This window comes from Corynebacterium sp. AOP12-C2-36, from assembly GCF_052379185.1.
GTDB lineage: Bacteria > Actinomycetota > Actinomycetes > Mycobacteriales > Mycobacteriaceae > Corynebacterium.
In genome coordinates this window covers 155,050-178,552 of record NZ_JBQSYJ010000003.1, presented here as the reverse complement: position 1 = coordinate 178,552, position 23,503 = coordinate 155,050, and the positions used below count along the sequence as shown (strand labels likewise).

General features: G+C 69.3%; 23 protein-coding genes. 2 read left to right on the top strand and 21 right to left on the bottom strand.

Annotated elements, in window-relative coordinates:
• Positions 1–675 precede the first annotated feature (675 nt).
• The 4 genes from mgtE to ACT3UN_RS03625 are packed head-to-tail and all read right to left on the bottom strand — an operon-like array spanning position 676 to position 3,333.
• The gene (mgtE, locus tag ACT3UN_RS03640; protein WP_444656335.1) at positions 676–2,010 is read right to left on the bottom strand and encodes a magnesium transporter; all 1,335 of its coding nucleotides are present in this window, start codon (positions 2,008–2,010) and stop codon (positions 676–678) included.
• A 22-nt stretch (positions 2,011–2,032) separates the two neighbouring features.
• On the bottom strand, positions 2,033–2,218 hold the full coding sequence (locus ACT3UN_RS03635) for a hypothetical protein (protein ID WP_301444012.1): 186 nt from the start codon (positions 2,216–2,218) through the stop codon (positions 2,033–2,035).
• 33 nt (positions 2,219–2,251) lie between these two features.
• A complete protein-coding gene (locus ACT3UN_RS03630; protein ID WP_301444013.1) occupies positions 2,252–2,938 on the bottom strand; it encodes a YceI family protein in 687 nt (228 codons plus the stop codon).
• Between the two features lie 35 nt (positions 2,939–2,973).
• Entirely contained in the window at positions 2,974–3,333 is a 360-nt protein-coding gene (locus tag ACT3UN_RS03625) for a hypothetical protein (protein ID WP_301444014.1), read from the bottom strand.
• A gap of 138 nt (positions 3,334–3,471) precedes the next feature.
• Between ACT3UN_RS03625 and ACT3UN_RS03620 the strand changes: the two genes are divergently transcribed.
• Both ACT3UN_RS03620 and ACT3UN_RS03615 read left to right on the top strand, forming a co-directional pair.
• Positions 3,472–3,843 (top strand): RNA polymerase-binding protein RbpA, encoded by a 372-nt coding sequence (locus ACT3UN_RS03620; protein WP_301444015.1) that lies wholly within the window; start codon positions 3,472–3,474, stop codon positions 3,841–3,843.
• Between the two features lie 142 nt (positions 3,844–3,985).
• Positions 3,986–5,449, top strand: a complete 1,464-nt coding sequence (locus tag ACT3UN_RS03615) for an HNH endonuclease signature motif containing protein (protein WP_441579187.1) — start codon at positions 3,986–3,988, stop codon at positions 5,447–5,449.
• Positions 5,450–5,453: 4 nt separating this feature from the next.
• Here ACT3UN_RS03615 and ACT3UN_RS03610 read toward each other — a convergent pair whose 3' ends face one another.
• From ACT3UN_RS03610 to ACT3UN_RS03530, 17 genes are all read right to left on the bottom strand, one after another.
• A complete protein-coding gene (locus ACT3UN_RS03610) occupies positions 5,454–6,266 on the bottom strand; it encodes a polyprenol monophosphomannose synthase (RefSeq protein WP_301442330.1) in 813 nt (270 codons plus the stop codon).
• Between the two features lie 8 nt (positions 6,267–6,274).
• Positions 6,275–7,885 (bottom strand): apolipoprotein N-acyltransferase, encoded by a 1,611-nt coding sequence (lnt, locus tag ACT3UN_RS03605; RefSeq protein ID WP_444656333.1) that lies wholly within the window; start codon positions 7,883–7,885, stop codon positions 6,275–6,277.
• Complete coding sequence (locus ACT3UN_RS03600) at positions 7,882–8,370, bottom strand: FxsA family protein (RefSeq protein ID WP_301442332.1); 489 nt, start codon at positions 8,368–8,370, stop codon at positions 7,882–7,884. Before ACT3UN_RS03600 ends, lnt begins: the two co-directional genes overlap by 4 nt.
• A 9-nt stretch (positions 8,371–8,379) precedes the next feature.
• Entirely contained in the window at positions 8,380–9,129 is a 750-nt protein-coding gene (locus ACT3UN_RS03595; RefSeq protein WP_444656331.1) for an SDR family NAD(P)-dependent oxidoreductase, read from the bottom strand.
• On the bottom strand, positions 9,126–10,229 hold the full coding sequence (locus ACT3UN_RS03590) for a M24 family metallopeptidase (RefSeq protein ID WP_301442334.1): 1,104 nt from the start codon (positions 10,227–10,229) through the stop codon (positions 9,126–9,128). Before ACT3UN_RS03590 ends, ACT3UN_RS03595 begins: the two co-directional genes overlap by 4 nt.
• A 3-nt stretch (positions 10,230–10,232) precedes the next feature.
• Positions 10,233–11,096 (bottom strand): cutinase family protein, encoded by an 864-nt coding sequence (locus ACT3UN_RS03585; RefSeq protein WP_444626775.1) that lies wholly within the window; start codon positions 11,094–11,096, stop codon positions 10,233–10,235.
• Positions 11,097–11,178: 82 nt separating this feature from the next.
• Positions 11,179–13,866 (bottom strand): DEAD/DEAH box helicase, encoded by a 2,688-nt coding sequence (locus ACT3UN_RS03580; RefSeq protein ID WP_441579190.1) that lies wholly within the window; start codon positions 13,864–13,866, stop codon positions 11,179–11,181.
• Between the two features lie 25 nt (positions 13,867–13,891).
• Positions 13,892–14,842, bottom strand: coding sequence for a twin-arginine translocase subunit TatC (tatC, locus tag ACT3UN_RS03575; protein WP_444656423.1), 951 nt, complete (start codon positions 14,840–14,842; stop codon positions 13,892–13,894).
• Between the two features lie 82 nt (positions 14,843–14,924).
• The gene (tatA, locus tag ACT3UN_RS03570) at positions 14,925–15,194 is read right to left on the bottom strand and encodes a Sec-independent protein translocase subunit TatA (RefSeq protein WP_301442336.1); all 270 of its coding nucleotides are present in this window, start codon (positions 15,192–15,194) and stop codon (positions 14,925–14,927) included.
• Between the two features lie 22 nt (positions 15,195–15,216).
• Entirely contained in the window at positions 15,217–15,474 is a 258-nt protein-coding gene (tatA, locus tag ACT3UN_RS03565) for a Sec-independent protein translocase subunit TatA (RefSeq protein WP_301442337.1), read from the bottom strand.
• Between the two features lie 42 nt (positions 15,475–15,516).
• On the bottom strand, positions 15,517–16,584 hold the full coding sequence (locus tag ACT3UN_RS03560; protein WP_301442338.1) for a WYL domain-containing protein: 1,068 nt from the start codon (positions 16,582–16,584) through the stop codon (positions 15,517–15,519).
• Positions 16,581–17,579, bottom strand: a complete 999-nt coding sequence (locus tag ACT3UN_RS03555) for a helix-turn-helix transcriptional regulator (RefSeq protein WP_444656329.1) — start codon at positions 17,577–17,579, stop codon at positions 16,581–16,583. Before ACT3UN_RS03555 ends, ACT3UN_RS03560 begins: the two co-directional genes overlap by 4 nt.
• On the bottom strand, positions 17,576–18,991 hold the full coding sequence (gene pafA, locus ACT3UN_RS03550) for a Pup--protein ligase (RefSeq protein ID WP_301442340.1): 1,416 nt from the start codon (positions 18,989–18,991) through the stop codon (positions 17,576–17,578). The genes ACT3UN_RS03555 and pafA overlap by 4 nt, the downstream gene beginning before the upstream one ends.
• Positions 18,992–19,047: 56 nt before the next feature.
• On the bottom strand, positions 19,048–19,269 hold the full coding sequence (locus ACT3UN_RS03545) for a ubiquitin-like protein Pup (protein WP_301442341.1): 222 nt from the start codon (positions 19,267–19,269) through the stop codon (positions 19,048–19,050).
• A 96-nt stretch (positions 19,270–19,365) separates the two neighbouring features.
• Positions 19,366–20,904, bottom strand: a complete 1,539-nt coding sequence (gene dop, locus ACT3UN_RS03540) for a depupylase/deamidase Dop (protein ID WP_301442342.1) — start codon at positions 20,902–20,904, stop codon at positions 19,366–19,368.
• Positions 20,901–22,553 carry a proteasome ATPase gene (gene arc, locus ACT3UN_RS03535; RefSeq protein WP_444656327.1) on the bottom strand — a complete coding sequence of 551 codons (1,653 nt, stop codon included), beginning with the start codon at positions 22,551–22,553 and terminating at the stop codon, positions 20,901–20,903. Before arc ends, dop begins: the two co-directional genes overlap by 4 nt.
• A 65-nt stretch (positions 22,554–22,618) precedes the next feature.
• Positions 22,619–23,455: a tRNA (adenine-N1)-methyltransferase gene (locus ACT3UN_RS03530; RefSeq protein WP_301444181.1), complete on the bottom strand. Its 837-nt coding sequence runs from the start codon at positions 23,453–23,455 to the stop codon at positions 22,619–22,621.
• Positions 23,456–23,503 lie beyond the last annotated feature (48 nt).

The following is a 23,503-nucleotide window of genomic DNA, read 5'->3' as shown; positions in this document are numbered from 1 at the left end:
TATTCGTCCGGTGGCTCCCGCAGTTCGGTGGGCCGGAACAGTCCGTCAGCATGCGGCCAGGCCTGGAGTGGCCCGGAGCGGCACGGAAGCTAGCGGCAGCTGTAGAGGCTGGGCGCTCGACGAGTGAACTGGCATTGGGAACAAGTTGATTGGCAAGTCGTCGTGGGTCCCGGCCGCGTTCCGATGCCTGCTAGAGAGCAGCGTCGGCGGTCATGAGGGGAGCTCTAATCCGACGAAGTGTCATAATGTATATTATCGGCGAACAAGGACGGGGTGGTGGGAGGGGCGGGAGACGTCGCTGTGTTGGCTGCGTCCGGACGTCTGCATCGCGTGCGTTCTACTTCCGCCTGTCCTGCTTCCGTGTGGCCTGCGTTCGGCGCGGCCGGCGCCTCGTCGTCTCGTTTGACGTCGGGTCGGCGTCGTCGCTGGCGTCGAGTTTCGCCTCGCGCACCCGCAGCGTCCGGTGCGCCGTTCCAGTGTCCTGTGCGACGTCCGACGTCCTTTCCGGCATCCTGGACGCCGACGCGGACGCCGACGGCGACACGGCGATGCCGCCGCAGCGTCCTAGCGGGGCTCGGAATCCGATGAAGTGCCTCCGGTCCCCTCGTTCAGGAGTGCCCCCTAATTACGTCACTGTGACGTTATTAGGGGGCACTCTGCCCTGGTGATCCAGGGTCACAACATGCTCGACAGGACCACCTGGGCGATGCTGAAGTAGATCACCAGGCCGGTGGCGTCCACCAGCGTCGAGACCACCGGCGTGGAGAACACCGCCGGGTCCACGCCGATCTTGCGGGCGATCAGCGGCAGCACACCGCCGACGATGCACGCCCACGTGCAGATCGCCACGATCGTCAGGCCCATCACCGCGCCGATACGCCACTCGTAGAACAACGTGATGAACGGGAAGATCAAGGCGCCGAGGAACACGCCGAGCATGAAGCCCACGCGGGTCTCACGCCAGATGACCTTCCAGATGTCCTTTGGGCGCACCTCGTCGACCGCCAGGGCGCGGACCACCGAGGACGCCGCCTGCGAACCGGCGTTGCCGCCGGTACCGGTGACCATCGGCACGAACGTCGCCAGGACCACGACCTTGGCCAGCGTGTCCTCGAAATGCGACATCACGTTGACCGTCAGCACGGCCGTGAGGATCAGCACCAGCAGCCAGACGCCACGCTTGCGCGCCAGGTCGAAGACCGTCGCCGAGAGGTACGGCTGCTTGAGGGGCTCGGAACCGCCGGCACGGTAGACGTCCTCGGTGACCTCCTGCTCGAGGATCTCCATGGCGTCGTCCACCGTGATCACGCCGAGGAAACGTCCTTCACCGTCCACGACGGGCAGGGCCAGCAGGTCGGCCTCCTGCACGAGACGTGCGGCGACCTCCTGGTCCTCGGTGGCGTTGACGGCGTGGGTCTCCACGTTCATCAGCTCGGAGACCGGCGTCCCGTCCGCCGCGGACACCAACGCCGCGAGGTTGACCACGCCGACCAGGTGCCGTGTCGAGTCCGTGACGGCCAGCACGGCGATGTCCCGGTTACGCAGCTGGCGGCCCCGGAGCTTCTTGAGCGCCTGCTCCCTGGTGTTGTCGACGTCGATGACCGTGGGAACCGGGGTCATCACACGGCCGGCGGACTCGTCCGGGTAGCCGAGCAGCTGGGCGGTGACCTTGCGACGGTCGGTGGGAAGGTCGGCCATCATCCGGGTGGCGACGGCCGCCGGCATCTCCCCGAAGAGTTGCGCACGGTCGTCGTCGGGCAGGCTGAGCAGCAGGTCGGCGAACCGCGCCTCGCGCAGGCCGGACAACAGGTCGGCCTGGTGGACGACGTCCAGGTACTCGAAGACCTGGATCGCGCGGTCCTTGTCCAACAGACGGAAGATGACCGCCTGTTCGTCGGTGTCGCGACGCGACATCTCGTCGGCGATCGCGACCGTCGTCATGTCCTTGAGTTGCGCCTGCAGGGCGGCGACGTCCTGCCGCTCCAGAAGGTCGGTGATCTCGTGTCCCATGGGGCCTCCTGAAGTGTCGTGTCTAGCTGCGGTATCGCTCGTCTCGGTAGAGCTTCAGTAACTGCCATATGGTCATGGCGAGGAAGAACAGGCACACAACGGCGAAGATGTAGGCCACCGTGCCGCCGGTGTAGAGCATGAAGGCGGCCGCCGCGACCAGGGCCACGAGCCGGATCCACCGGGTGAAGACCATGACGTCTCTGTCCATGGTGCCGTCCTCTCCGTCCGTCAGTTCTGTCTGTTAGTTCTTCAGTCCGAAGACCAGGAGGAGGTCCACGGTCCCCTCTTCGGCGATCTGCGAGGCGACGAACTCCGGGGAGACGATGCCGAAGTCCTCGCGGTTCACCGGCACCTGGCCTTCAACGATGACGTTCTCGCCGGAGCGCAGCACCTTCAGATCCGCGGACACCTCGTTGGTCTCACCGTGCATGGTGAGGTCGCCGCGGACGGTCACCGTGTCGACACTACCGTCCTCCGGCAGCGAGGACAGGTCGACGGGGCTGGTGATGCTGAACGTCGCCTCGGGGTAGTCGTCGGTGTGCAGGATGTTGTCGCGCACGTGGATGTCGCGCTTCTCGATGTCGGACGCGATGCTGGCGACGTCGACGGTGACCCGTCCCTCCTGCAGGACGCCGTCGTCGACGACGAGGGAGCCGTCCACCGAGGACGTCCGCCCGGAGGTCGACTTCTCCTGGCCGGGAAGCACCTCGTCAAAGGTGTACCCCGCCTCCGAGGAGTTCGCGCCGACGCCCGGGACGACGTCCCAGTGGCCGTCGATGCCCACGGTCGGAGGTTCGCCGCTTCCGTCGGCGATCGACGCCGTCTGCAGACCCTCACTGGTGATGAGTTTGTAGACAGGGGGGCCGACGATGGCGATGGCGAGGGCGACGACTGCGACGACGACCAGCGTGACGATACCTTTCCGCATGACTGACCATGCTAGTCGTCACCGGGGGTGAACCCCTATTCGCTTCTCCCCCGCACTCCCTCGGCGGCGCGGGCCAGTTCGACAAGTTCCTGGCACAGTGCGGCAATGCTGTCGGACGGCTCCCCGTCGGTGACCGCCTCACGGATGTCCTCGGCGGCGCACCGGACCTCGAAGAGACGGTCGGTGAGTTCGTCGGCGGCGGCGCGCGGAAGGATGACGGAGTCGGCCGGGATCGCCGTGTCCTTGAGCGACTGGCGTTGTTCGTAGGCGCGCTGCCTGCAGGACTGGCTGCAGTAGCGGCGGCGTCGGCCGGGGCCCTCCTGGGCGATCTCCCGGCTGCACCACTCACACCGGTGCGGTGCGGACCGGTGCTGGATGGTCAGGTCGTCGGTCATGTCGTCCATCATTGCACTTCTGGGGTAGGGTTGTGTGGTTGAGCTTTGTGGTGTCGCCCGGGAATTATTCGGGCGCCTCGTCCGTTGTACGGGAGGAATAGTCCACCACGTCCGCATGATGAGAAGGGTGATGCACCGATGGCAGATCGTGTACTGCGCGGCAGTCGTATGGGAGCGGTGTCCTACGAGACCGACCGGGACCACGACCTGGCTCCGCGCCAGATGACCAAGTACCAGACCGACTCCGGTGAGATCTTCGAGGTCGCCTTCGCCAACGACGCGGAGATCCCCAGCGAGTGGATGTGCAAGAACGGTCAGCTCGGCCAGCTCATCGAGGGTATCGGCCAGGACGCCAAGCCGCAGAAGCCGGCCCGTACGCACTGGGACATGCTGCGCGAGCGTCGCTCCCTGGAGGAGCTGGACGTGCTGCTCGACGAGCGCATCGAGCTGCTGCGCAAGCGTCGCCGTACGGCGATGAAGCTGATGAAGGAGCAGGCCGCGAACTCCTGAGGTCGCTGACCGTCCGCCGGTGCCCGTCGCCGGTGGGCGGTTTTTTCATGCCTCGGCATCTTCCTTCATGATATCGAATGTATGTTCGATGGGAACGTCCTTGCGCATTTCCATGTCCGTGCCACTTGATACCGTGTTCGACATGGCTGACACCACGGCTCCACCACCACCGACACCACCGTACCTAGGCCCGACGCCACCCGGCCGGCTCCCCTCTACGGCGGACTTCGCCCCGGTCCGTCGGGTCGCCATCGACGGGAGGGACTTCCCCGCCCTCGGTCCCGGCGGCAAGTTCTGGTCCGTCGAGACCTCCCACGATCCGGCGAGCGTGGCGGTGCGCACCATCAACCGGGGGATGATCGAGCTCGCTGTCCTGTGCACTCCCCTGCCTGGCTCGGACGTCACCGCGCACCATTCCCGGGTGCAGGCACGCCTCGGGGTCACGCACACCCGTGCCGAGACCTACACCGACATCGGCCTGCTGTGCCAGCGCATGCCGCGGCTACGTGAGCGACTCGAGCGGGGATTCCTGAGCTTCGACCACCTGCGGCTCCTCGCCCGCAGCGCCGACGGCATCCGGCACGAGGACACCGCCGCCGCGCAGGACGCACTGCTCGAGGTCTTCTCTCCCCGCCGCCACGGCCAGCTCGTCCCCGGTCCCCGGGCTATGGTGAAGAAGATCCTCAAGGCACTCCACGAGGTCGACGCGCTCGCCCGCCCGATCGACCCCACCGACCCCGAGGATCCCAAACGAGGGAGTATGGGCATGATCGACGACGCGCTGAACCACTCTGCCGTCGAGGCCCCGGCCGGGGTGGACGCCAGCGACTGCGGCACCATGACCCGCAGGGTCAGCGTCGACACCTACGACCCCTGCGCGACGGTCATCACCGCCACCCTGCCTCCCGAGGAGGCGGAGGAGTTCATGGCCGTCCTGGACGCCGTGTGCCGCAAGATGGACTGCTCCCGGGCCGCCGGGCTCATGCACCTCTCCCGCGGCACCGCCGACGTCACGGTCACGCTCAACGTGTACCGCGAGATCAACAGCCCCATCGCCGCCACCGCCGGCGGACACTGGCTCGACGCGATGGCCACCGCGACCTTCATGGACCGGGTGACCCACCTCAGGATCCCCGGCCACGAGGCCACGGAGTCCTACGTCCCCACCCGGCGCATGGTCGAGTTCGTCACCGGGGTGCACACCTGCTGCACCTACCCGGGCTGCGAGGTGACCGCCGCCCGCTGCGACATCGACCACGTGCACCGCTTCGACCATAAAAGCGCCGAACAGGGCGGCCCCACCGACACCCGTAACCTCCACCCCCTGTGCCGGGCGCACCACCTGCTCAAGACGATGGGCTGGGTCGACGTCACCAAGGGCCGCGACGGCGCGCTGCTGTGGTCCAGCGTGGATGACGGGCACGTCCACGTCGTCGAACCGTCCGGCCCCCTGGCGGCGTTCGCCCGGACGTCCTTCGCTGAACGTGCCTCCCGCAGGTTCACCACCGTGCGGGAACACAATGAACGCCGTATCGCCGAACTCGCCGAGGTGAAGGCCGCCCTCGAGGCGGCCCGGGCCGAAGCGACCGAGGAGGTGCCGTTCTAGCTGTTCAGCGCCCCAGTTTCTGGGACACCGACTCCCGGCCCAACCGCAGGAAGGCTGAACCCAACTTCGCGGCCTGGGACGCACGGTGGCGCAGACCCCACATCGTCACCGCCAGCAGACTGTCCTTCACGAAACTGCCGGCCAACTTCGACTCCCCGATCTCCCTCTCGGTGAAGGTGATCGGCACCTCGTCGACGGCGAAACCGCCCTCGACCGCACGGAAAGCGAGGTCCACCTGGAAGATGTAGCCCGCGTTCGACAGTTCGTCGAGGTCCAGCGACTCCACCAGCGCGCGCCGGTACGCACGGTAGCCGGCGGTCATGTCGGAGAGCCCGCAGCCCAGCGCGACGGAGATGTAGATGTTCCCGGCCTTCGACAGGAACCACCGGTTCCACGGCCAGTTCACCACCTTGCCGCCGGGCACGTACCGCGACCCGATCACCAGGTCCGAGCCCTTATCGACCTGCGTCAGCAGACGGTCGAGCTGCTCGGGGGCGTGAGAGCCGTCGGCGTCCATCTCGCACAGCACCTGGTAGTCACGTTCCAGGCCCCACCGGAAACCCGCCACGTAGGCTCCGCACAGCCCGCCCTTGCCCTCACGGTGCAGGACGTTGACGTGCGCATCGGACGCGGCGAGCTCGTCGGCGAGCTCACCGGTGCCGTCCGGGCTGTTGTCGTCGACGATGAGCACGTCGACGCGGTCAGGCTCGGCCGCACGGAGCCGTCCCACGATCAGCGGAAGGTTCTCCAGCTCCTCGTAGGTCGGGATGATGACCAGGGTGCGGTCACTGGGGTGCGTCGAATGTCCCGTAGCCAAACCTGTGCCTACCTCTTCTTCTGGTTCTTCTGGTTCTTCTGTGTCTTGTGGTACTTCTGCGTCTTGTTCTTCTGGCGGAATCCCGCGTAGAGCACGACGCCCGCGCCGGCGAGGGCGATGAGCCACTCCCCGAACGGGCCGATCCGTGCCGACAACGTCTCAGTATCCCGCACGGGTACGTCCTCCTGCAAAAGCCCCGCACGGAAGATCTCCGTCCGGTCCGTCACGGACCCGTCCGGGTCCACGATCGCCGAGACGCCCGAGGTCGCCGCCACGATGACCGAGCGGTCATACTCGATCGCGCGCATCCGGTTGATGGCCAACTGCTGGAAGGTCATGTCGGTGAACCCGAAGGTGGCGTTGTTGGTAGGGCTGGCGAACAACGTGGCCCCGGCGCGCACGGCGTCGCGGTACGCACCGTCGAAGCTCGCCTCGTAGCAGGTGGCCACGCCGACGGGGACGTCGTCCATCTCCACCACGCCGTCGCCGTCGCCGGCCTTGAAGTCGCCGGCCATGTCCACGTACGGGCTCACGTGACGCAGCAGGTCGCGGTAGGGCATGTACTCGCCGAAGGGCTGCAGGAACTTCTTGACGTGCTGGTCACCCGCTCCGGTCTCCGGGCCCCAGACCACCGCGGTGTTCCGGGCGCCTTCCTCGTCGCGGGTGATGGTCCCCACCAGTAGCGGGGCGCCGACGGCCCGGGCGGCGGCGGTGATCTCGTCGGCGACGGCCGGGTCGGTGAACGGGTTGATGTCCGAGGCGTTCTCCGGCCAGATCACCAGGTCGGGCCGCGGGCGCTCGCCAGCGTCGATCTCCTCGGCGAGCCGGTGGGTCTGGGTGAGGTGGTTGTTCAGCACGGCGCTGCGCTGCGAGTTGAAGTCCAGGCCGAGACGCGGGACGTTGCCCTGGACGGCGACGACGTTCAACGTCTCGTCGTCCCCGCCGACGGTTCCACCCCAGGACGTCGGGATGAGCGAGAGCACCAGCCCGCCGCCGAGGGTGACCGCCAGCGTCGAGGCGACGGTGACGTAGCGGCGCTGCAGCAGCATCGCCAGCGCCAGCCCGGAGACGACCACCGCGTAGGTCACCAGTGCGGGCCCGGCGACGGAGACCCACTGCGCCAGCGGGCCGGTGATCTGGCCCCAGGCGACACGTCCCCAGCCGAACCCGCCGAAGGGCCAGGTGGAGCGCAGCCACTCGGTGGCCACGAACCAGGCAGGCACCCCGAGCAGCACCAGCAGGGTGAGACCTCTACCCCGCTGCCGTCCCCTCACAGCCACGCAGATGAGCCCCAGTCCGAGGCCGAACAGCAGACTGTACAGCGACTCCAGCAGGGCCAGGCCGATCCAGGCGATCGCCCCGACGTACTCCCCCACCCACGGCAGCAGGAAGAGGTAGCAGACCAGGCCCTGGACCCAGCCGAGCCACATCGCCCAGCGGCGAATGTGGCGGGCGTCGGCGGCGGACTCGACCGCCCGGTGCACTGCGTAGAAGAAGAGGGCGAAGCCCAACGGGGCGGCCCACCACAGTCCGGTGGGCTGGTAGGAGGCGAACTGCGCCACCCCGGCGGCCGCGGCGGCGGCCGCGGCGGCGGCCGTCAGCAGGAGGAACCGGATCACGCCCGGTCGTCCCCGTCACGCTTGTCGTCACCGTCGAACTCGTCGGCGCGGTGGTCGATGACCTCGCCCCACCCGTCCACGTCGCGGGTCTGCGGCATGCTGACCCCGGAGACGGCGGTGAACGACGCACCGCCGAACTCGGTGATCTTGCTGCGCAGCGCCCCGCCGAGGCCGCGGCGCACCAGTGAGCGCGTCGGCGGCAGCAGCAGGACGATGCCGAACACGGCGGTGACCAGGCCGGGCAGGGCGACGAGTACGGCACCGACGGCGCTGAGCGCGGCGTCGGCGGTGAGGCGTCCGGGGTGGCTGGCGTCCGTCATCGAGCGGCGGACGAGTTCACGGAACTGCCATCCGGCGAGCAGCATGCCGCCGATGAACGTCGCGAGCACGAGCAGGATCGTCCACCCGAAACCGATCCAGGTCCCCAACAGGAAAAACACGAGGATCTCGACGACGATGTAGAGCAGCGGAAGCAGTCGTGGCATACCCCCACCCTACCGTGGGGCCCGACGCCACACGGCGCGCGGCGCCAGCGGCATGATCCGCGCCAGCACGGCGAGCCGGCGCGGCACCCATACGTCGGTGCGGTGGGACGCCAGGGCGTCCACCGTCGCCTCGGCGACGACGTCGGGTGTGGTCGACATCGGTGCGGGGTCCATGCCCTCGGTCATGCGTCCGATGACGAAGCCGGGACGCACCACGGTCAGCCGCACGCCGCTGCCGCGCAGGGCGTCCTGCATGCCCTGGCAGAAGCCGTCGAGCCCGGCCTTGGCCGAGCCGTAGACGTAGTTGGGGCGGCGGACGCGGGCGCCGGCGATGGACGAGAAGGCGACCAGGTCGCCGTGACCGCGTCGACGCATGCGGGCGGAGAGTTCGGTGAGCAGCACGGCCTGGGCGGTGAAGTCGGTGTGCAGCACACGCTCGACCTCCGCACCGTCGGATTCGGCGAGGTCCTGGTCACCGAGGACGCCGAAGGCGGCGACGGCGGTGTCGATGGCGCCGGACGCCTCGACGTCGTCGATGACCGACGCCTGTGCCGCACAGTCGGTGGCGTCGAAGAAGACGGTGTCGACCCCGACGGCGCCGGCGTCCCGGCACGCCGCGGCGAGCTCGCCGAGGGCCTCGGGACGCCGGGCGGCGAGCACCACGTGGTTGCCCGCGGCGAGGCGCAGGACGATCTCGGCACCGATCTCACTGGTGGCGCCGAACAGGGCGATGCGTTTCGGTGCGTGCGCTGTACTCATGCCGGCACCTCCACGGCGACGAGGTCGTGGGTGGTGGTGTTGAGCGGCTCGCAGCCGTCTGCGGTGAGCACCACGATGTCCTCGATCCGGGCGCCCCACTGCCCGGGCACGTAGATCCCCGGCTCGACGGAGAATGCCATGCCCTCGGTCAGCACCGTGTCGTTGCCGGCGATGATGAAGGGCTCCTCGTGACCGGAGACGCCGATGCCGTGGCCGGTGCGGTGGGTGAAGAACTCCCCGTAGCCGGCGGCGTCGACGACGTCGCGCACCACGGCGTCCAGCCCGGTGGCGGTGACCCCGGGACGCGCGGCGGCGAGGCCGGCCTCCTGCGCGGTACGCAGGACGCGGTAGGCGTCCTGCTGCGCTTCGGACGCCTCACCCAGGACGTAGGTGCGGGTGCAGTCGGAGTGGTAGCCGGAGTCGAGCGTGCCGCCGATGTCGACGACGACCACGTCGCCGTCGGCGAGGACGCGCCCGGAGAAACTGTGGTGCGGGTCGGCACCGTGCGGGCCCGAGCCGACGATGACGAAGTCCACGGAGACGTGCTCCTCCAGGATCAGGGCGGTGAGATCCCCGGCCACCTCGCTCTCGGTGCGGCCCGCACGCAGCAGGGACGGGACGCGGCGGTGAACCGCGTCGATCGCCGCACCCGCGCGGGCGAGCTCGGCGGTCTCGGCCGGGTCCTTGACCATGAACACCTCGCGCAGCACGGCGGTGGCGTTCACCGTCGCCACTCCCCTGGCCTGCAAGTTCAGCAGATGGTCGGCGGTCATGGTCGCAGAGACCGCGACTGTGGCGTCGGTGGGGATGCCGAGCAGGGAGAGCGGGTCCTCGCCGTCGTTCCACGCCACGACCTCGACGCCGGCCTCCCCGGCCACCCCGTCGCGCAGGTCGGCGGCGTCGACACCGGGTACCACGATGCGACGTGCCGTGGGGGTGACGACGAGTGCGGCGAAACGCTCATGGGTCTCGAGGTCGCTGTCGAGCAGGAATCGCAGGTCAGGGCCCGGTGTCAGGACGGCGGCCGCGAGTTCCTGCTCGGCGAGCAGGCGGGCGACGGCGTCGAGACGGGCCGTGTAGGTGGAGACGGGAAAGCTCATGGATCACACTGTACGGGGCCGGACGGACGTGGCGGGCGTCCGGCGGCCGTGGATCCTGCCGTCGTGGATCTCTCCGTCGTGGATCCTGCGCAGCCAGTCGGCCATGTTGTCGACGAAGGTGGCGTCGGTGCCCGGTTCGCGACGTGTGGCGTAGCTGGTGTGTTCCTCGCCGAGGTAACCGGTGAGCAGCCGGCGGGCCTCGGCGAAGCGGGCGCGCTCCCCGGTCAGGTCACGGACGTCGACGTGGTAGGCGGCCCCACGACGCAGCCGTAGGGCACGCGACGCACGGTCACGCCAGGTCAACGGCGAGTCTCCCCCGAGGTCCGGCGTCCACTGCGCGAGCAGACGCAGCGGGCTGGGGTCCGGGCACAGGCAGATGCCGTCGTCCGGGGCGGCAGCCCACCGCGCCGGCACGTCCGGCACCGGCGATTCACCACGGATGCCGTAGCGCGTCGGGTCCCCGGTGGTCCCGCGGGGTTGCTCCGGGTCGGAGACGAAGCCGACGGCCATCACCCGGTCACGGTCCGCGGCGTCGAGGCGTTCCAGGGCACGGTGCACCACGACCGCCCCGCCGGAGTAGCCCAGCAGGATCACGGGAGGTCCCGGATCGGCTGGGTCTGCACAGTCTGTGGTGTCTGTGGTGGCGCGTACGAGTGCGACGAGGTCGTCGGCGCCGCGTTCCACGGCGTCGAGGAACGGCACGGTGCCCTCCAGGCGTTCCCCGGCGGGCCCGTACTGCGCCAGCCACGGGTTCTCCAGGCACGTCCAGGAGTCCGGGAGCCGGTCGGTGACCGCGCAGAGTGTGGGGCCGGGCACCGGTTCGCCGATACCCCGGCTACGGATGACGACGGGCTGAGAACGTGACATGGGCGTCGAGCGTAGTGGGCGATCCGCCGCAGCGGGTTGGGGTCCGCTGTGGTTGCGCTGGACGTGTCAGGCGCCGGGCGTGTCAGGCGCCGAGTTCCACCACGCCGCGCCTGATCGCCGGCACCGCCTTGCGGGCGGAGGCCTTCACAGAGTCGGAGTAGCCGGTGTGACGGATCTGCTCCAGCAGGTCGACCACCCGGTTGCACCAGCGCACGAAGTCACCGGCGCTCAACGTCGCCCCGGAGGCTTCCGCGGCGCGCAGACAGTAGTCCAGCGGGGCACCGGCGGCCCACTGGTGTACCGCCGTGGCGAAACCCAGGTCCGGGTCGCGGGTCAACGGCAGCCGGTGACGGGCCTCGTCGGAGACGAGCTCGCCGTGGATGCGGAACACCGCGCTGACCGCGTCGGCCAGCGCCTCGGTGGGCACACCGTCCTCGTGGCGTCCCTCGCTCTCGCGTCGGTTCTCGAAGACGCAGGTCGACACCACCGCGGCGAGTTCCGCCGGGTCGAGGTCGTCCCACACCCCACGGCGCAGGCACTGGGCGACCAGCAGGTCGGACTCGTGGTGCACCTGCGCCAGGCGGCGCCCCTCGGCGGTGATGCGCGTGCTCGTGCGGTCGGAGGACGGTGCCGCGGCGTCCTGCTCGATGAAGTCCAGCTCCCCGAGCAGGTCCAGGATGCGGTCGAAGGTCCGCGACAGCGACTCGGTCTCCGGGGCGGTGACCTCCAGTTCACGTTCCAGCGTGCGCCGGGCGGCGACGACCCGCTCGGCCGGACGCACCAGGTCCTCGCGTTCCTTGAGAAGGTGCACCGGGTGGACGTGCACCCGGTCGCGCAGTTCGGCGGCCTTGCGCGAACCGCCCTTCGCCTTCGGCTTGAGGACGCGCGGACGGTCGACCTTCTGCTTGCGCAGGTTCGACGCGACGGCGCGCGCATTGCGCTTCGGACTGCGCTGCACGCCCTTGTGCAGCGACATGTGCCCCAACGGCACCGGGACGTTGCCGAAGGTCTCGGCGGTGACCGGTCCGCACCAGCCATCCTCGGTGATGATCCACGGGCGGGGACGACGGTGGTCGGAGTCGCCGCGCGCCACCGCCGCGATCTGCGGGTGGCGTCCGGTCGGCAGGGCGATGATGTCGCCGACCGACAGGCTCGACAGCAGACGTGCGGTCTCTGCCTGGCGGTCGGTGGCGGAGTCCTTCTTCGCCCGACGCTCCTCCAGCGTGAGGTCCCGGCGCAGGCCGGCGTACTCGATGACGTCGTCGACGCCGACCTGCGTGCCCTTGAGCGAGGACAGGGCCTTGGACAGGTCACGTTCGAGACTGGAGAGGTCGCGGCGGCGACGGCTGGCACGCTCCGCCTGCTCGACCACCGTGGACGCCGCCTGGTACTGGGCGAACGAGCGGTCCAGCAGCCGGTGGGAGTCGGTGTAGCCCTTCGTGGAGATCAGGTTCACCGCCATGTTGTAGCCGGGGCGGAAGGTGGAGTCCAACGGGTAGGTGCGCGTCTGCGCCAGGTTCGCCACCGCGTACGGGTCGATCCCCTTGGACCACAGCACCAGGGCATTGCCCTCGGTGTCGATGCCACGACGCCCTGCACGCCCGGTGAGCTGGGTGTACTGCCCCGGGGTGAGGTCCACGTGGGCCTCACCGTTGAACTTGATCAACTTCTCGAGCACCACCGTGCGCGCCGGCATATTGATGCCCAACGCCAGGGTCTCGGTGGCGAAGCAGACCTTGAGCAACCCGCGGGAGAACAGGTCCTCCACGATGTGCCGGAACGCCGGCAGCATCCCGGCGTGGTGGGCGCCGAAGCCGTTGCCCAACGCCCGACGCCACTGGCGGAAGCCCAGCACCCCGAGGTCCTCGGTGGCGATGCCCTCGACACCCTTGTCCACGGCGGCCAGGATCTCGTCGCGCTCGGCGTCGGTGGTCAGCCGCACCCGGTCGACGAGCAGCTGACGGACCGCCCCGTCGCAGCCCGCGCGGGAGAAGATGAAGTAGATCGCCGGCAGCATCGACGCCGCCCGCATCTGCGCGACGACGTCCGCACGCTTCGGGCCCTGGCGGCGTCCCGACTCCTCGGCACGGCTGCACGCGGCCACGACGGCGCGGTTGACGTCTGCGTCCCTGCCGTTCCTGCCGTCACCGTAGAGCGGCAGGATCTGCGAACCCACCATCATCGACTGGTGCAACGGCACCGGACGGTGCGTGGTGACCACCAGGTCCGTGCGTCCGCGGACGGTGGAGAGCCAGGCGCCGAACTCCTCGGCGTTGCTCACCGTCGCCGACAGGCTGACCAGGATCACCCGTGGGTCGAGGTTGAGGATGGTCTCCTCCCACACCGGCCCGCGCGACGGGTCGGCGAGGAAGTGCACCTCGTCCATGACCACGTGGGTCAGCGAGTCCAGCCGGTCGGAGTCGGCGTAGATCATGTTGCGCAGCACCTCGGTGGTCATCACGACCACCGGTGCGTCGCCGTTGATGCTCACGTCGCCGGTGAGCAGTCCGACCCGGTCCTCGCCGTAGCGGGCGACCAGGTCGTGGTACTTCTGGTTGCTCAGCGCCTTGATCGGGGTGGTGTAGAAGCACGTGCCCTCGCGGCGGATCGCCTCGTGCACGGCGAACTCCCCCACCACCGTCTTGCCGGCACCGGTGGGTGCGCAGACCAGGACGCCGCGTCCCTCGGCGACGGACGTGGCGGCGGTGAGCTGGAACTCGTCCAGCTGGAAGGGGTACGCGGCGGCGAAGGCGGCGACGGCTGCCGGCAGCTCTGTGCCGTCGGCGCTGGTCGCGTCAGAGGAGGTCGTCGAGATTGTTCTGGTCCATCCTGGTGGTTGTCGAAGTGTGTGCAGTGGGATTCGCTGCGGGTTTTGTCGGGGTCGGAGCGGCGGTGGCGCGGGGTGTGGCCAGCGGGGCGGCGGGCGCGATCGAGGAGGCGCACTCGTCGTCGAGGTCCTCCGGCAGGCCGCCGAGACCGTCCACGCCGGCGTTCTTCGCGCGGCGCTTGTCGTTGAGCCGCGTGATCTGGATCGCGATCTCCATCATCAGGCACATCGACATCGACAGAATCAACATCGAGACCGGGTCGCCGCCGGGAGTGGCGATCGCGGCAAAGATGAACAGGCCGAGGATGATGTAGCGCCGCTTGTCCTTCAACGACTCGTACGACAGGATGCCGAGGACGTTGAGCATCACCATGATCAGCGGGAACTCGAAACTGATGCCGAAGACGAGCAGCAGCATCAGCAGGAAGTTGAAGTACCGGTCACCGGTCAGTGCGGCGACCTGGGTCTCCCCGCCCATCGTCACCAGGAACTCCAGCCCGAAGGACAGGACGAAGTACGCAAGGACCGCGCCGATGACGAACAGCAGGGTCGCCGCAGTGACGAAGATCCGGGTCCACTTCTTCTCGTTCTTCTTCAGGCCCGGGGTGATGAAACCCCAGAGCTGGCCGAGCCACACCGGGGCGGAGAGCACGAGCCCGGCGATGAAACCGATCTTCAGGCGCAGCATGAACATGTCGAACGGTGCCGTCGCTATCAGTGCGCACCGGTTGGTCTCGCTACCGAAACGCAGGTGGTCGGGCAGGTCGCAGTAGGGTTCCTTGAGAAGCTCACCGAGGCTCGGTGTGCCGAACACACCGTTGCCGTACCACATGTAGCCCAACACCGTGCCGACGGCAATCGCCGCCAGCGCCACGAGCACCCGTCGACGCAGTTCCTTGAGGTGCTCGACGAGAGACATCTCCGCCTCGGTCGGGCGGCGACGTTTCGACGAACCGCGTGTGCGGGGCACACGGATCCGCCGGGAGGCGTCCGGGGAACTGTCAGTCATTGGTCGTGGAGTCGGCCTTCAGATCCTTCGCATCCGTGGCCTTGACCTCGGAAGCGGCGATGTCGTTGGGGTGCGCGTTGTTCACGGTGTCGGCGGGGGTGACGGCGGACGGGGTGCCGTCCTTCTTCATCTCGTTCATCTCGGACTTGAAGATGCGCATGGAACGACCCAGCGATCGGGCCATCGTCGGCAGCTTCGCAGCGCCGAACAACAGGACGATCACCAGGACGATGATGAGCAGTTGCATGGGGCCGGGCATCATATGTGGTCTTCTCCTCGGCCGGTCAGGCCTGGTTCTTCTTGTCGTTTTCGGTGGTCGGGTTGACCGTCGGCTGGGCGACGTCGTTGACGGTGCCGGTCTCTATCGCCGAGGGCTGCTCGGCGGCAGGGGTGCCGTCCTTCTTCATCTCCGACATCTCGGACTTGAAGATGCGCATCGACCGGCCGGCGGACCGGGCCAGCGTGGGCAGTTTGGCCGCGCCGAAAAGCAACAGGACCACGAGCAGGATGATGAGGATTTCTGGTGCTCCAAGGCTACCCATGGGTACCGGCCTTTCCGTCGCATGAATCAGTCACCGGTAACACTACGCCAGAGTGCGGTAGGCATCCAGCGCAGCGCGGGCACGACGTGCCACACGGTGGGCGAGATCACGCTCACCGTCCTGCGGCACGGCGGCGCGGATCGTCGGCGCGTACGCCAGCAGGAAGCGCTCCAGCCAGTCGCCGGTGTCCGGGATCGCCGCGCGCAACGGTCCCGGCTCGTCGACCTGCCAGATCGGCAGGTACTCGAACATCCACGCCGCGTCGTCCTCCAGCTCGATCTCCGCCCAGCGTTGGCCGTCGCGGTCGAAACCGAAGGGGTCGGACGTGTCGATCACCCGCTCCAGCACCGCCGGCGCCTCGCGTTCGGTCACCGTGACCTGCGACATCCGTGAGACGTTGAAGCACCGCTGGTCGGTACCGTCTTCGCGCGCCCAGAGGTAGGCCTGGCCGTCGATGAACTCCAGCTGGTCCGGCACGAGCGTGCGGGTGCGCAGCGTGTCCGAGGACGTCGAACGGTAGGTCAGCTCCACCCACCGTCGCGAGGTCACGCCCTCGCGCAACGCCGGCAGGTTGCGGGCCAGGGCGGCCGACGTGGCGTCCTCTCCCCCGTCGCCGCGTCCGGCGTCCTGCGCGGTGAGGGCCGCCGCAGGGCGGGCCGGCGTGGTGAACTCGTCCGGGGTGAACCGGTCACGACGGTCGCGCAGGTCCTGCTGCAGGTCGCGGACCAGTGCGGCGGCGGACTCCACCGCCTCGCGTCCCGGGCCCGTGACCACGCTCGCCAGACGCTGCAGGCTCAGCAGCAGCGCGCCGGACTCGGCGGACGTCAACGCCGGGGCGTGGTCCATCCCCAGCGAACTGACCACGTGCGCGTGCATGCCGGAGGTCTGGAACTCCATCAGCGACCCCGGAAGGTACGGCGGAAGTCCGCAGGTCGACGCCTGGTTGAGCTCATGGCGCAGTTGCGGCACACTCACCCCGAACTGGGCGGCGGCGCTCATCAGGGAACCGTCCGGGTGCTGGCGCAGCCAGGCGGTCACGGCGAGTACGCGGCGCACCTGCCAGACGGTGAAGCCGGCGGTGCGTCGTCGTGGCACAGGTGATCCGGTCATGCCTGCTCCCCCGGTCGGCCGAAGGTCCGCACCGCGTCCTCCAGGTGGGTGATGATGTCGGCGACGACGTCCGGCGGGTCCACCACCAGGGCGTCGGTGGCGTAGGACGCCGCGGTGCGGATCAGCCACCGGCGGTCGACGGGGCCGACGGTGTACTCGCCGTGCCCGGCCGGGGTGGCGGCCGCGCGCAGCTCCTGGGCACCGTCCGTGAGGAAACGCACCCGCGCGGTCACCGTCGTCGACGAGGCACGCAGCCCCTCGCCCACCAGGTGGGCGACGGGACGGTCCGGGGCGTGGTGCCGGATCAGCGTGGCGGTCGCCTCGAGGTCGGCGATGCGCGACAGCCGGAAGGTCCGCTGCCCGTCACGGTCGTTGTCGTGGCCGGTGAGGTAGAGCCGGCCGTCGACGGCGGCGACCCCCCACGGGTCGAGGTGGCGGACCTCGGGGTCCTTCGTCAACGCCGGCCAGTAGTTGAACCGCAGGCTCAGGTTGCGGTCCAGGGCCACGTTGATCGCGCGGATGTCGGCGTCGGTGATGTCCACCGCGTCGGGCACGGCGGCGGAGAAACCGGGGCCACCCTCGACGTCGGACGCCGGTGCCACGGTGGAGAGCTTCTGCAGGGCGTGGCGCACCGGGTCGGCCAGTGACTCGTTCGGCACCCACTGCGCCGCCGGACGCAACGCCTGCCAGTGGGAGTCGCTGAGCTCCAGGTCGGGCAGGAAGCTCGTGGCGGGGTCGAGCTGGTACTGCAGTTCGGGGTCGCCGTCGGCGTCGGTGCCGGTGGACTCGACGACGCTGAGCCCCAGCTCGTCGACGAGGGCCCGGTCCCGGTCGAAGCGCTTGCGGACCGCATCCGTCTCGCCGGAGTACCAGTCGACGTGGGCGCGCAGCCACGCCAGGGAGCGGGGACGCTCCGACAGAGCGAACACGAGGTTGAGCAGGCGCGACGACGCTGCGTCCCAGTGCACCTCCGTCGGACGGTTGCGAGCGGTCACGGCCGGTCCTCGTGTGGTTCGGCGTGCAGGATGTCCAGCAGGTCGTCGAGCCCCTCGGCGGTGGGGTCGAAGGGGTCGGGCAGGACGATCTCGGCGCCGCCGTCGCCGTTGACCTTCAGCCGGGTCCAGTCCACGGTCGTCTGCCGGGCGCTGGCCTCGGCGGCGGCGAGGAAGCGGCCGCGGACCGCCGCGCGGGTGGTCTGCGGGGCGGTGTGCGCGGTGGCGGCGACCTCGTCCGGGTCGGTGAGGGTGGCGACCTGCCCGCGGCGGGCGAGCATGTGGAACAGGCCTCGCTGCGGGTCGATGTCGTGGTACGTCAGGTCGACCTGCGCCAGACGAGGGTCGGTGATGTCCAGGCCGCCACGCCCGGCGACACGGTCGAGCAGCTTCTTCTTGATCACCCAGTCGATCTCGGTGTCCACGCCGGAGAAGTCGCCGGACTCCGCGCAGTCGAGCACCCGGCCCCACAGGTCGACGACCGGCGCCAGCTGGGAGTTCGGGGTGCCGGTCCCCGAGGCGTCCTCCTGCCGGTCGGCCAGCCAGTCGACCGCGGCGGCGTGGAAGGCGCGCTGGATGCCCAGCGGCGTGGCCGTGCCACCGTTGCGCAGTTCCAGGGGCGTGGTGCCGGTGAAGTCGCGGGCGATCTCCCGGATCGAGCGGATCTCGTTGGACAGCTCGCAGTCCGGCAGGGCCACCCCCGCCTCGATCATCTCCAGCACCAGCAGCGTGGAACCCACCTTCAGCGCGGTGGTGGTCTCGGACATGTTCGAGTCGCCGACGATGATGTGCAGGCGGCGGAACCGGGAGGAGTCCGCGTGCGGCTCGTCGCGGGTGTTGATGATCGGACGCGACCGCGTCGTCGCCGAGGACACCCCCTCCCACACGTGGTCGGCACGCTGGGACAGGCAGTAACCCGGCCCGAAGTTCTCGTTCGGGGCGCCGGCGGTCGGCACGCTGATCTTGCCCGCCCCGCAGATCAGCTGGCGGGTCACCAGGAACGGCAGCAGCTGCGCCGACAGGCTCTTCAGGGGCATGCCCCGGCCCACCAGGTAGTTCTCGTGGCAGCCGTAGGAGTTGCCGACCGAGTCGGTGTTGTTCTTCAGCAGGTACACCTTGCCGCCGATGCCGCGCTCGTTGAGCGACGCCTCGCACCGCGACGCCAGGTCGTGGAAGATCAGCTCCCCGGCGCGGTCGTAGGTGACCAGCTGGTGCAGGGAGTCGCACTCGGCGGTGGCGAACTCCGGGTGCGCGCCGACGTCGAGGTAGACCCGCGAGGCGTTGGGCCAGTACACGTTGCTGCTGCGGTAGCGCTCCACCACCGGGGCGAACAGGTGCCGGGCGACCTCGTCCGGGCCGAGCCGACGGTGGCTGTCGAGCACACTGGTGATGCCGAACTCCGTCTCCAGGCCCATGATCCTACGGGTGAACACCTCACCGGAACCGGCAGAGGACGACGCGGCGGACGTGGCTACTGCCCGCCCTTCTGGACGTAGGACTTCACGAACTCCTCGGCGTTGGACTCCAGCAGCCCGTCGATCTCGTCGAGGAGGTCGTCGGTGCCGCTGACCCGCAGCTGCTCCTGGCCGGAGGCGGAGGGGTCGGTGGTGCCGGCGTCCTCGTCGGAGGGGCCACGGCCCCCGTGCACCTGGCCCTGGCTAGAGCCACCCGTCGAGCCTGATCCGGCTGCCATGTGGAACCACTTCCTTCACGAGTTTCCCGCCCGTCGGGCGGGAGATGGGTACGAGATGTTAGGTGATGTTCACCGCACGTTCTTGACGTCTACAGACTAGCAGTCGACCCCGGCGAGGGAGCCGGGAATGACCTCGCCGAGCACGCGGACGAGCCCGGCGGCGTCGGTGACGTCGGCCAGCGCCTCGCGCAGCTGGGCGGCCGAACCGTCCAACGGGTCGGAGAGCAGCACGCGCGTAGTCGACGACGCACCGTAGGGCGTGTCGAGGACGAGCGTGTCCCAGTTGGCGGCGAGCAGTTCATCGGCGAAGTGTCCGGCGACCTCTCCGCGCAACCAGGCGCGTGTGTCGCACGGGGCGTGCGCCGCGGCGGCGGCGACGTCCTCGGCCGGGACCAGGGTGCGCATGCGCCCCTTGCGCACCAGCGCGTTGTACAGGCCCTTGGCCGGGTCGATGTCGTGGTACTGGATGTCGACCACGGCCATCGTGGGGTGGTCCCACTCCAGCCCGCGGGCGCGGTAGCCGTTGAGCAGGGAGAGCTTCGCCGTCCAGTCCAGCCGGTCGGCGGTGCTCATCGGGTCGCGCTCCAGGTCGTCGAGGATCTCCCCCCACACCTGCAGGACGAGGTCGTCGCCGCGCTGCCGCCGCTCGGCGGGCACGGCCTCGGCCACCCGGCGTCGGATCTCGCGCTGCAGCTGCACCGCGGTGAGTTCCTTGTTGCCGTAGAGCCGCAGCCCGGTGGTGCAGTCCAGGTCGCGGGAGACCTGCTGCACCGCGGCGACCGGCTCGTGGAGGGCCAGGTCGGAGAAGTCCGCGCCGGCGCCGACCGCATCGAGCACAAGGGCGGTGGTGCCGAGTTTGAGGAAGGTGGCGTACTCCGAGAGGTTCGCATCCCCGATGATCACGTGCATCCGCGCCCACCGCTCCCCCACGTGCGACTCATCGCGGGTGTTGATGATGCCGCGGTTCAGCGTGGTCTCCAACGACACGGTGGTCTCGATGTAGTCGGCGCGCTGGCTGAGCTGGAAGCCCGGTGACTGACTCTCGGCACCGAGGCCGAGACGTCCGGCACCGGTGTAGACCTGGCGGGTCACGAAGTGCGGGATCAGGGCGGCCTGCACCGCGGCGGTGTCGTAGGAACGCGGGTAGAGGTAGTTCTCGTGGGCGCCGTAGGACGCCCCCTTGCCGTCCACGTTGTTCTTGTGGATCTTCAGCACCGGCTGGTCCTCCACCTCGCCGGCGGCCTGCGCGGCGGCGTGCATCACCAGCTCGCCGGCCTTGTCCCAGATCACCGCGTCCCACGCGTTGGTGGTCTCCGGGGAGGAGTACTCGGGGTGGGCGTGGTCGACGTAGAACCGCGCGCCGGAGGTGGTCACCACGTTGGCCGAGCCCAGGGCGTTCGGGTCGATCACCGGGGCGGTGCGGTAGCGGCGCAGGTCGAAGCCGCGCACGTCACGCAGCGGCGACTCGGCGGTGTAGTCCCAGCGGGTGCGCCTGTTCACACCCAGCCCGGTCGCCCCCGCGTAGGCGATGACGGCCTGCGTGGAGGTCTCGATGGGGCTGGCGTGCGGGTCGTCCGGGGCGATGATGCCGAACTCGGTCTCGGTGCCGATCAGGCGGCGGGGCTCCTCGGTCACCGTGCTGCTCCTGCCTCTGTGCGCTCTGCTCTATCCGCCATGGTGATCTCCACGACGCGTCGGGTGGAGTGCCCGGAGATCCGGGCCCACTCGGCGGGGTTGGTGGTGTCCGGCAGGTCGTCGTTGTCGCGGCGCTCCTCGTCGACGGCCAGGTCGACGTGGGCCTCGGTGACACCGTCGCCCTCACCGCGCAGCACGTCCTTGATGGCGAGCTTCTTCACCCGGTCGACGATATTGGCCAGCATGGCACCGGAGGTGAAGTCGCGGAAGAACAGGTCGGAGCGGGAACCGTCGGCGTAGTGCAGGGTCAGGTACGGCCGCTCGTCGGAGTAGAGGTTGTCGATCACCCGGGCGCGCAGGTGCGCCGCGGCGGCCTCGGCCCCGCCGGTGGCGGCGGCCAGCCCCGCGGACATCGGCACCTCGGCGGTGAGGTACTTCTCCAGGATGTCGGCTGCGGCCGCACGGTCGGGACGCTCCACCCGGATCTTCACGTCCAGACGCCCCGGGCGCAGGATCGCCGGGTCGATGAGCTCCTCACGGTTGGACGCGCCGATCACGATCACGTTGCGCAGCCCCTCCACACCGTCGATCTCGGCGAGCAGCTGCGGGACCACCGTGGACTCCACGTCCGAGGACACCCCGGTGCCACGGGTGCGGAAGATGGCCTCCATCTCGTCGAAGAAGATGATCACCGGCTGGCCGGCGGAGGCGATCTTGCGGGCGCGCTCGAAGATCAGCCGGATCTGGCGTTCGGTCTCGCCGACGAACTTGTTCAGCAGCTCCGGGCCCTTGATGTTCAGGAAGTAGGACTTGGCGTCCGGGGTGCCGGCGTCGGTGGCGATCTTGCGCGACAGGGAGGACGCCACCGCCTTGGCGATCAACGTCTTGCCGCAGCCGGGCGGGCCGTAGAGCAGCACACCCTTCGGCGGCAGCAGCCCGTAGTCGCGGTAGAGCTCCGGGTGCAGGAAGGGCAGCTCCACGGCGTCGTGCAGCTGCTCGATCTGGCTCTCCAGGCCGCCGATGTCGGTGTAGGACACGTCCGGCACCTCCTCGAGCACCAGGTCCTCCACCTCGGCCCGGGAGATCACCTCGAAGGCGTACCCGGCGCGCCGGTCGACGACCACGCTGTCGCCGGGGCCGACCTGCTTGGCGGCCAGCTCGGAGGTCAGGGCACCGGCGCACTTCATCAACGTCTCCTCGCCGAGCTTGTCGGCGACGACGATGCGCCCGGAGTCGGCGACCTCGACCACCGTGGCGATGTCACCGGAGTCGGCGTAGCCGCAGACCTCCACGACCTGCTGGCCCTCCCCCAGGCGCACCAGGGATCCGGGGGTGAGCTCGCCCGGTGACACCCGCGGGCTGACGGGCAGGCGCATGCGGCGGCCGGCGGTGTGGACCTCGGCGGTCAGGGCGCCGTCGCCGGTCTCCAGCAGGATGCCGTAGGTGCTCGGCGGGTCGGCCAGCGCGTCCAGCCGGGAGTTGAGTTCGTCCAGCTTGTCGCGGCTGGACTTGAGCATCTCGGTGAGCTTGGCGTTGCGTGTGCCCAGGGTCCGGTTGGCCAGTTGCAGCTGGCGGTAGGACTCAGGTCCGGAGTCGACACGCGCGGTCGGTCCGTCATGGAGATTCTGGTCCGTGGAGTGCTGCGTCATAGGGCGCCACTCTACATGTTAAGGAAAGGTAGCCTATCCAGGAACGCTGAATTGGGGTGGTGGGGCTACTTGCGTGCCCGGCGCTGCGGCTTCGGCGCCACGGTGCCGTCGGCCAGGCGTCGGGCCCAGACCAGGAAGGCGGTGTGGGCGTTCATCCGGTGCTCCGGGCGGGTGGCCAGACCCTCGACCTTCCACTCGCGCACCAGGGACTCCCACGCCTTGGGCTCCGTGAAGCACTTGAGCTCGCGGATGCCCTCCATGACCTTCATCAGCTGCGGCACGGTGGCCACGTAGGTCATGAACACCCCGCCGGGGATCAGCAGGTCGCGCACGGTCTCCAGGCACTCCCAGGGGGCGAGCATGTCCAGGATGACCCGGTCGACCGGCCCGTCGGTGTCGGCGACGGTGACGTCCTTGAGGTCCCCGAGGCGAAGGTCCCAGTTCGCCGGGTGCTCCCCCATGTACTCGGTGACGTTGGCCTCGGCGTAGTCGAGGTGGTCCTCGCGGATCTCGTAGGAGATCAGCTGGCCGTCGGCGCCCACCGCGCGCAGCAGGGTCATCGACAGCGCACCGGAGCCGGCCCCGGCCTCCAGGACCTTCGCGCCGGGGAAGATGTCGCCCTCCACGAGGATCTGGGCGGCGTCCTTGGGGTAGATCACCGCGGCACCACGCGGCATGGACAGCACGTGGTCCACCAGCAGGTGCCGGAAGCACAGGTACTCGCCGCCGACGTGGGAGACCACCACGGTGCCCTCGTCGGAGCCGATGATGTCGTCGTGGCTGATCTCGCCCTTGTGGGTGAAGTAGCTGCCGCCGGTCTCCAGGGTGATGGTGTAGTGACGGCGCTTGGCGTCGGTCAGCTGGACCCGGTCGCCGGGCTGGAACGGGCCGGAGTAGGCCACGGGGTTCCCCTTTACGTTGGTGTGGCAGTGACCCGGACAGTGTAACGG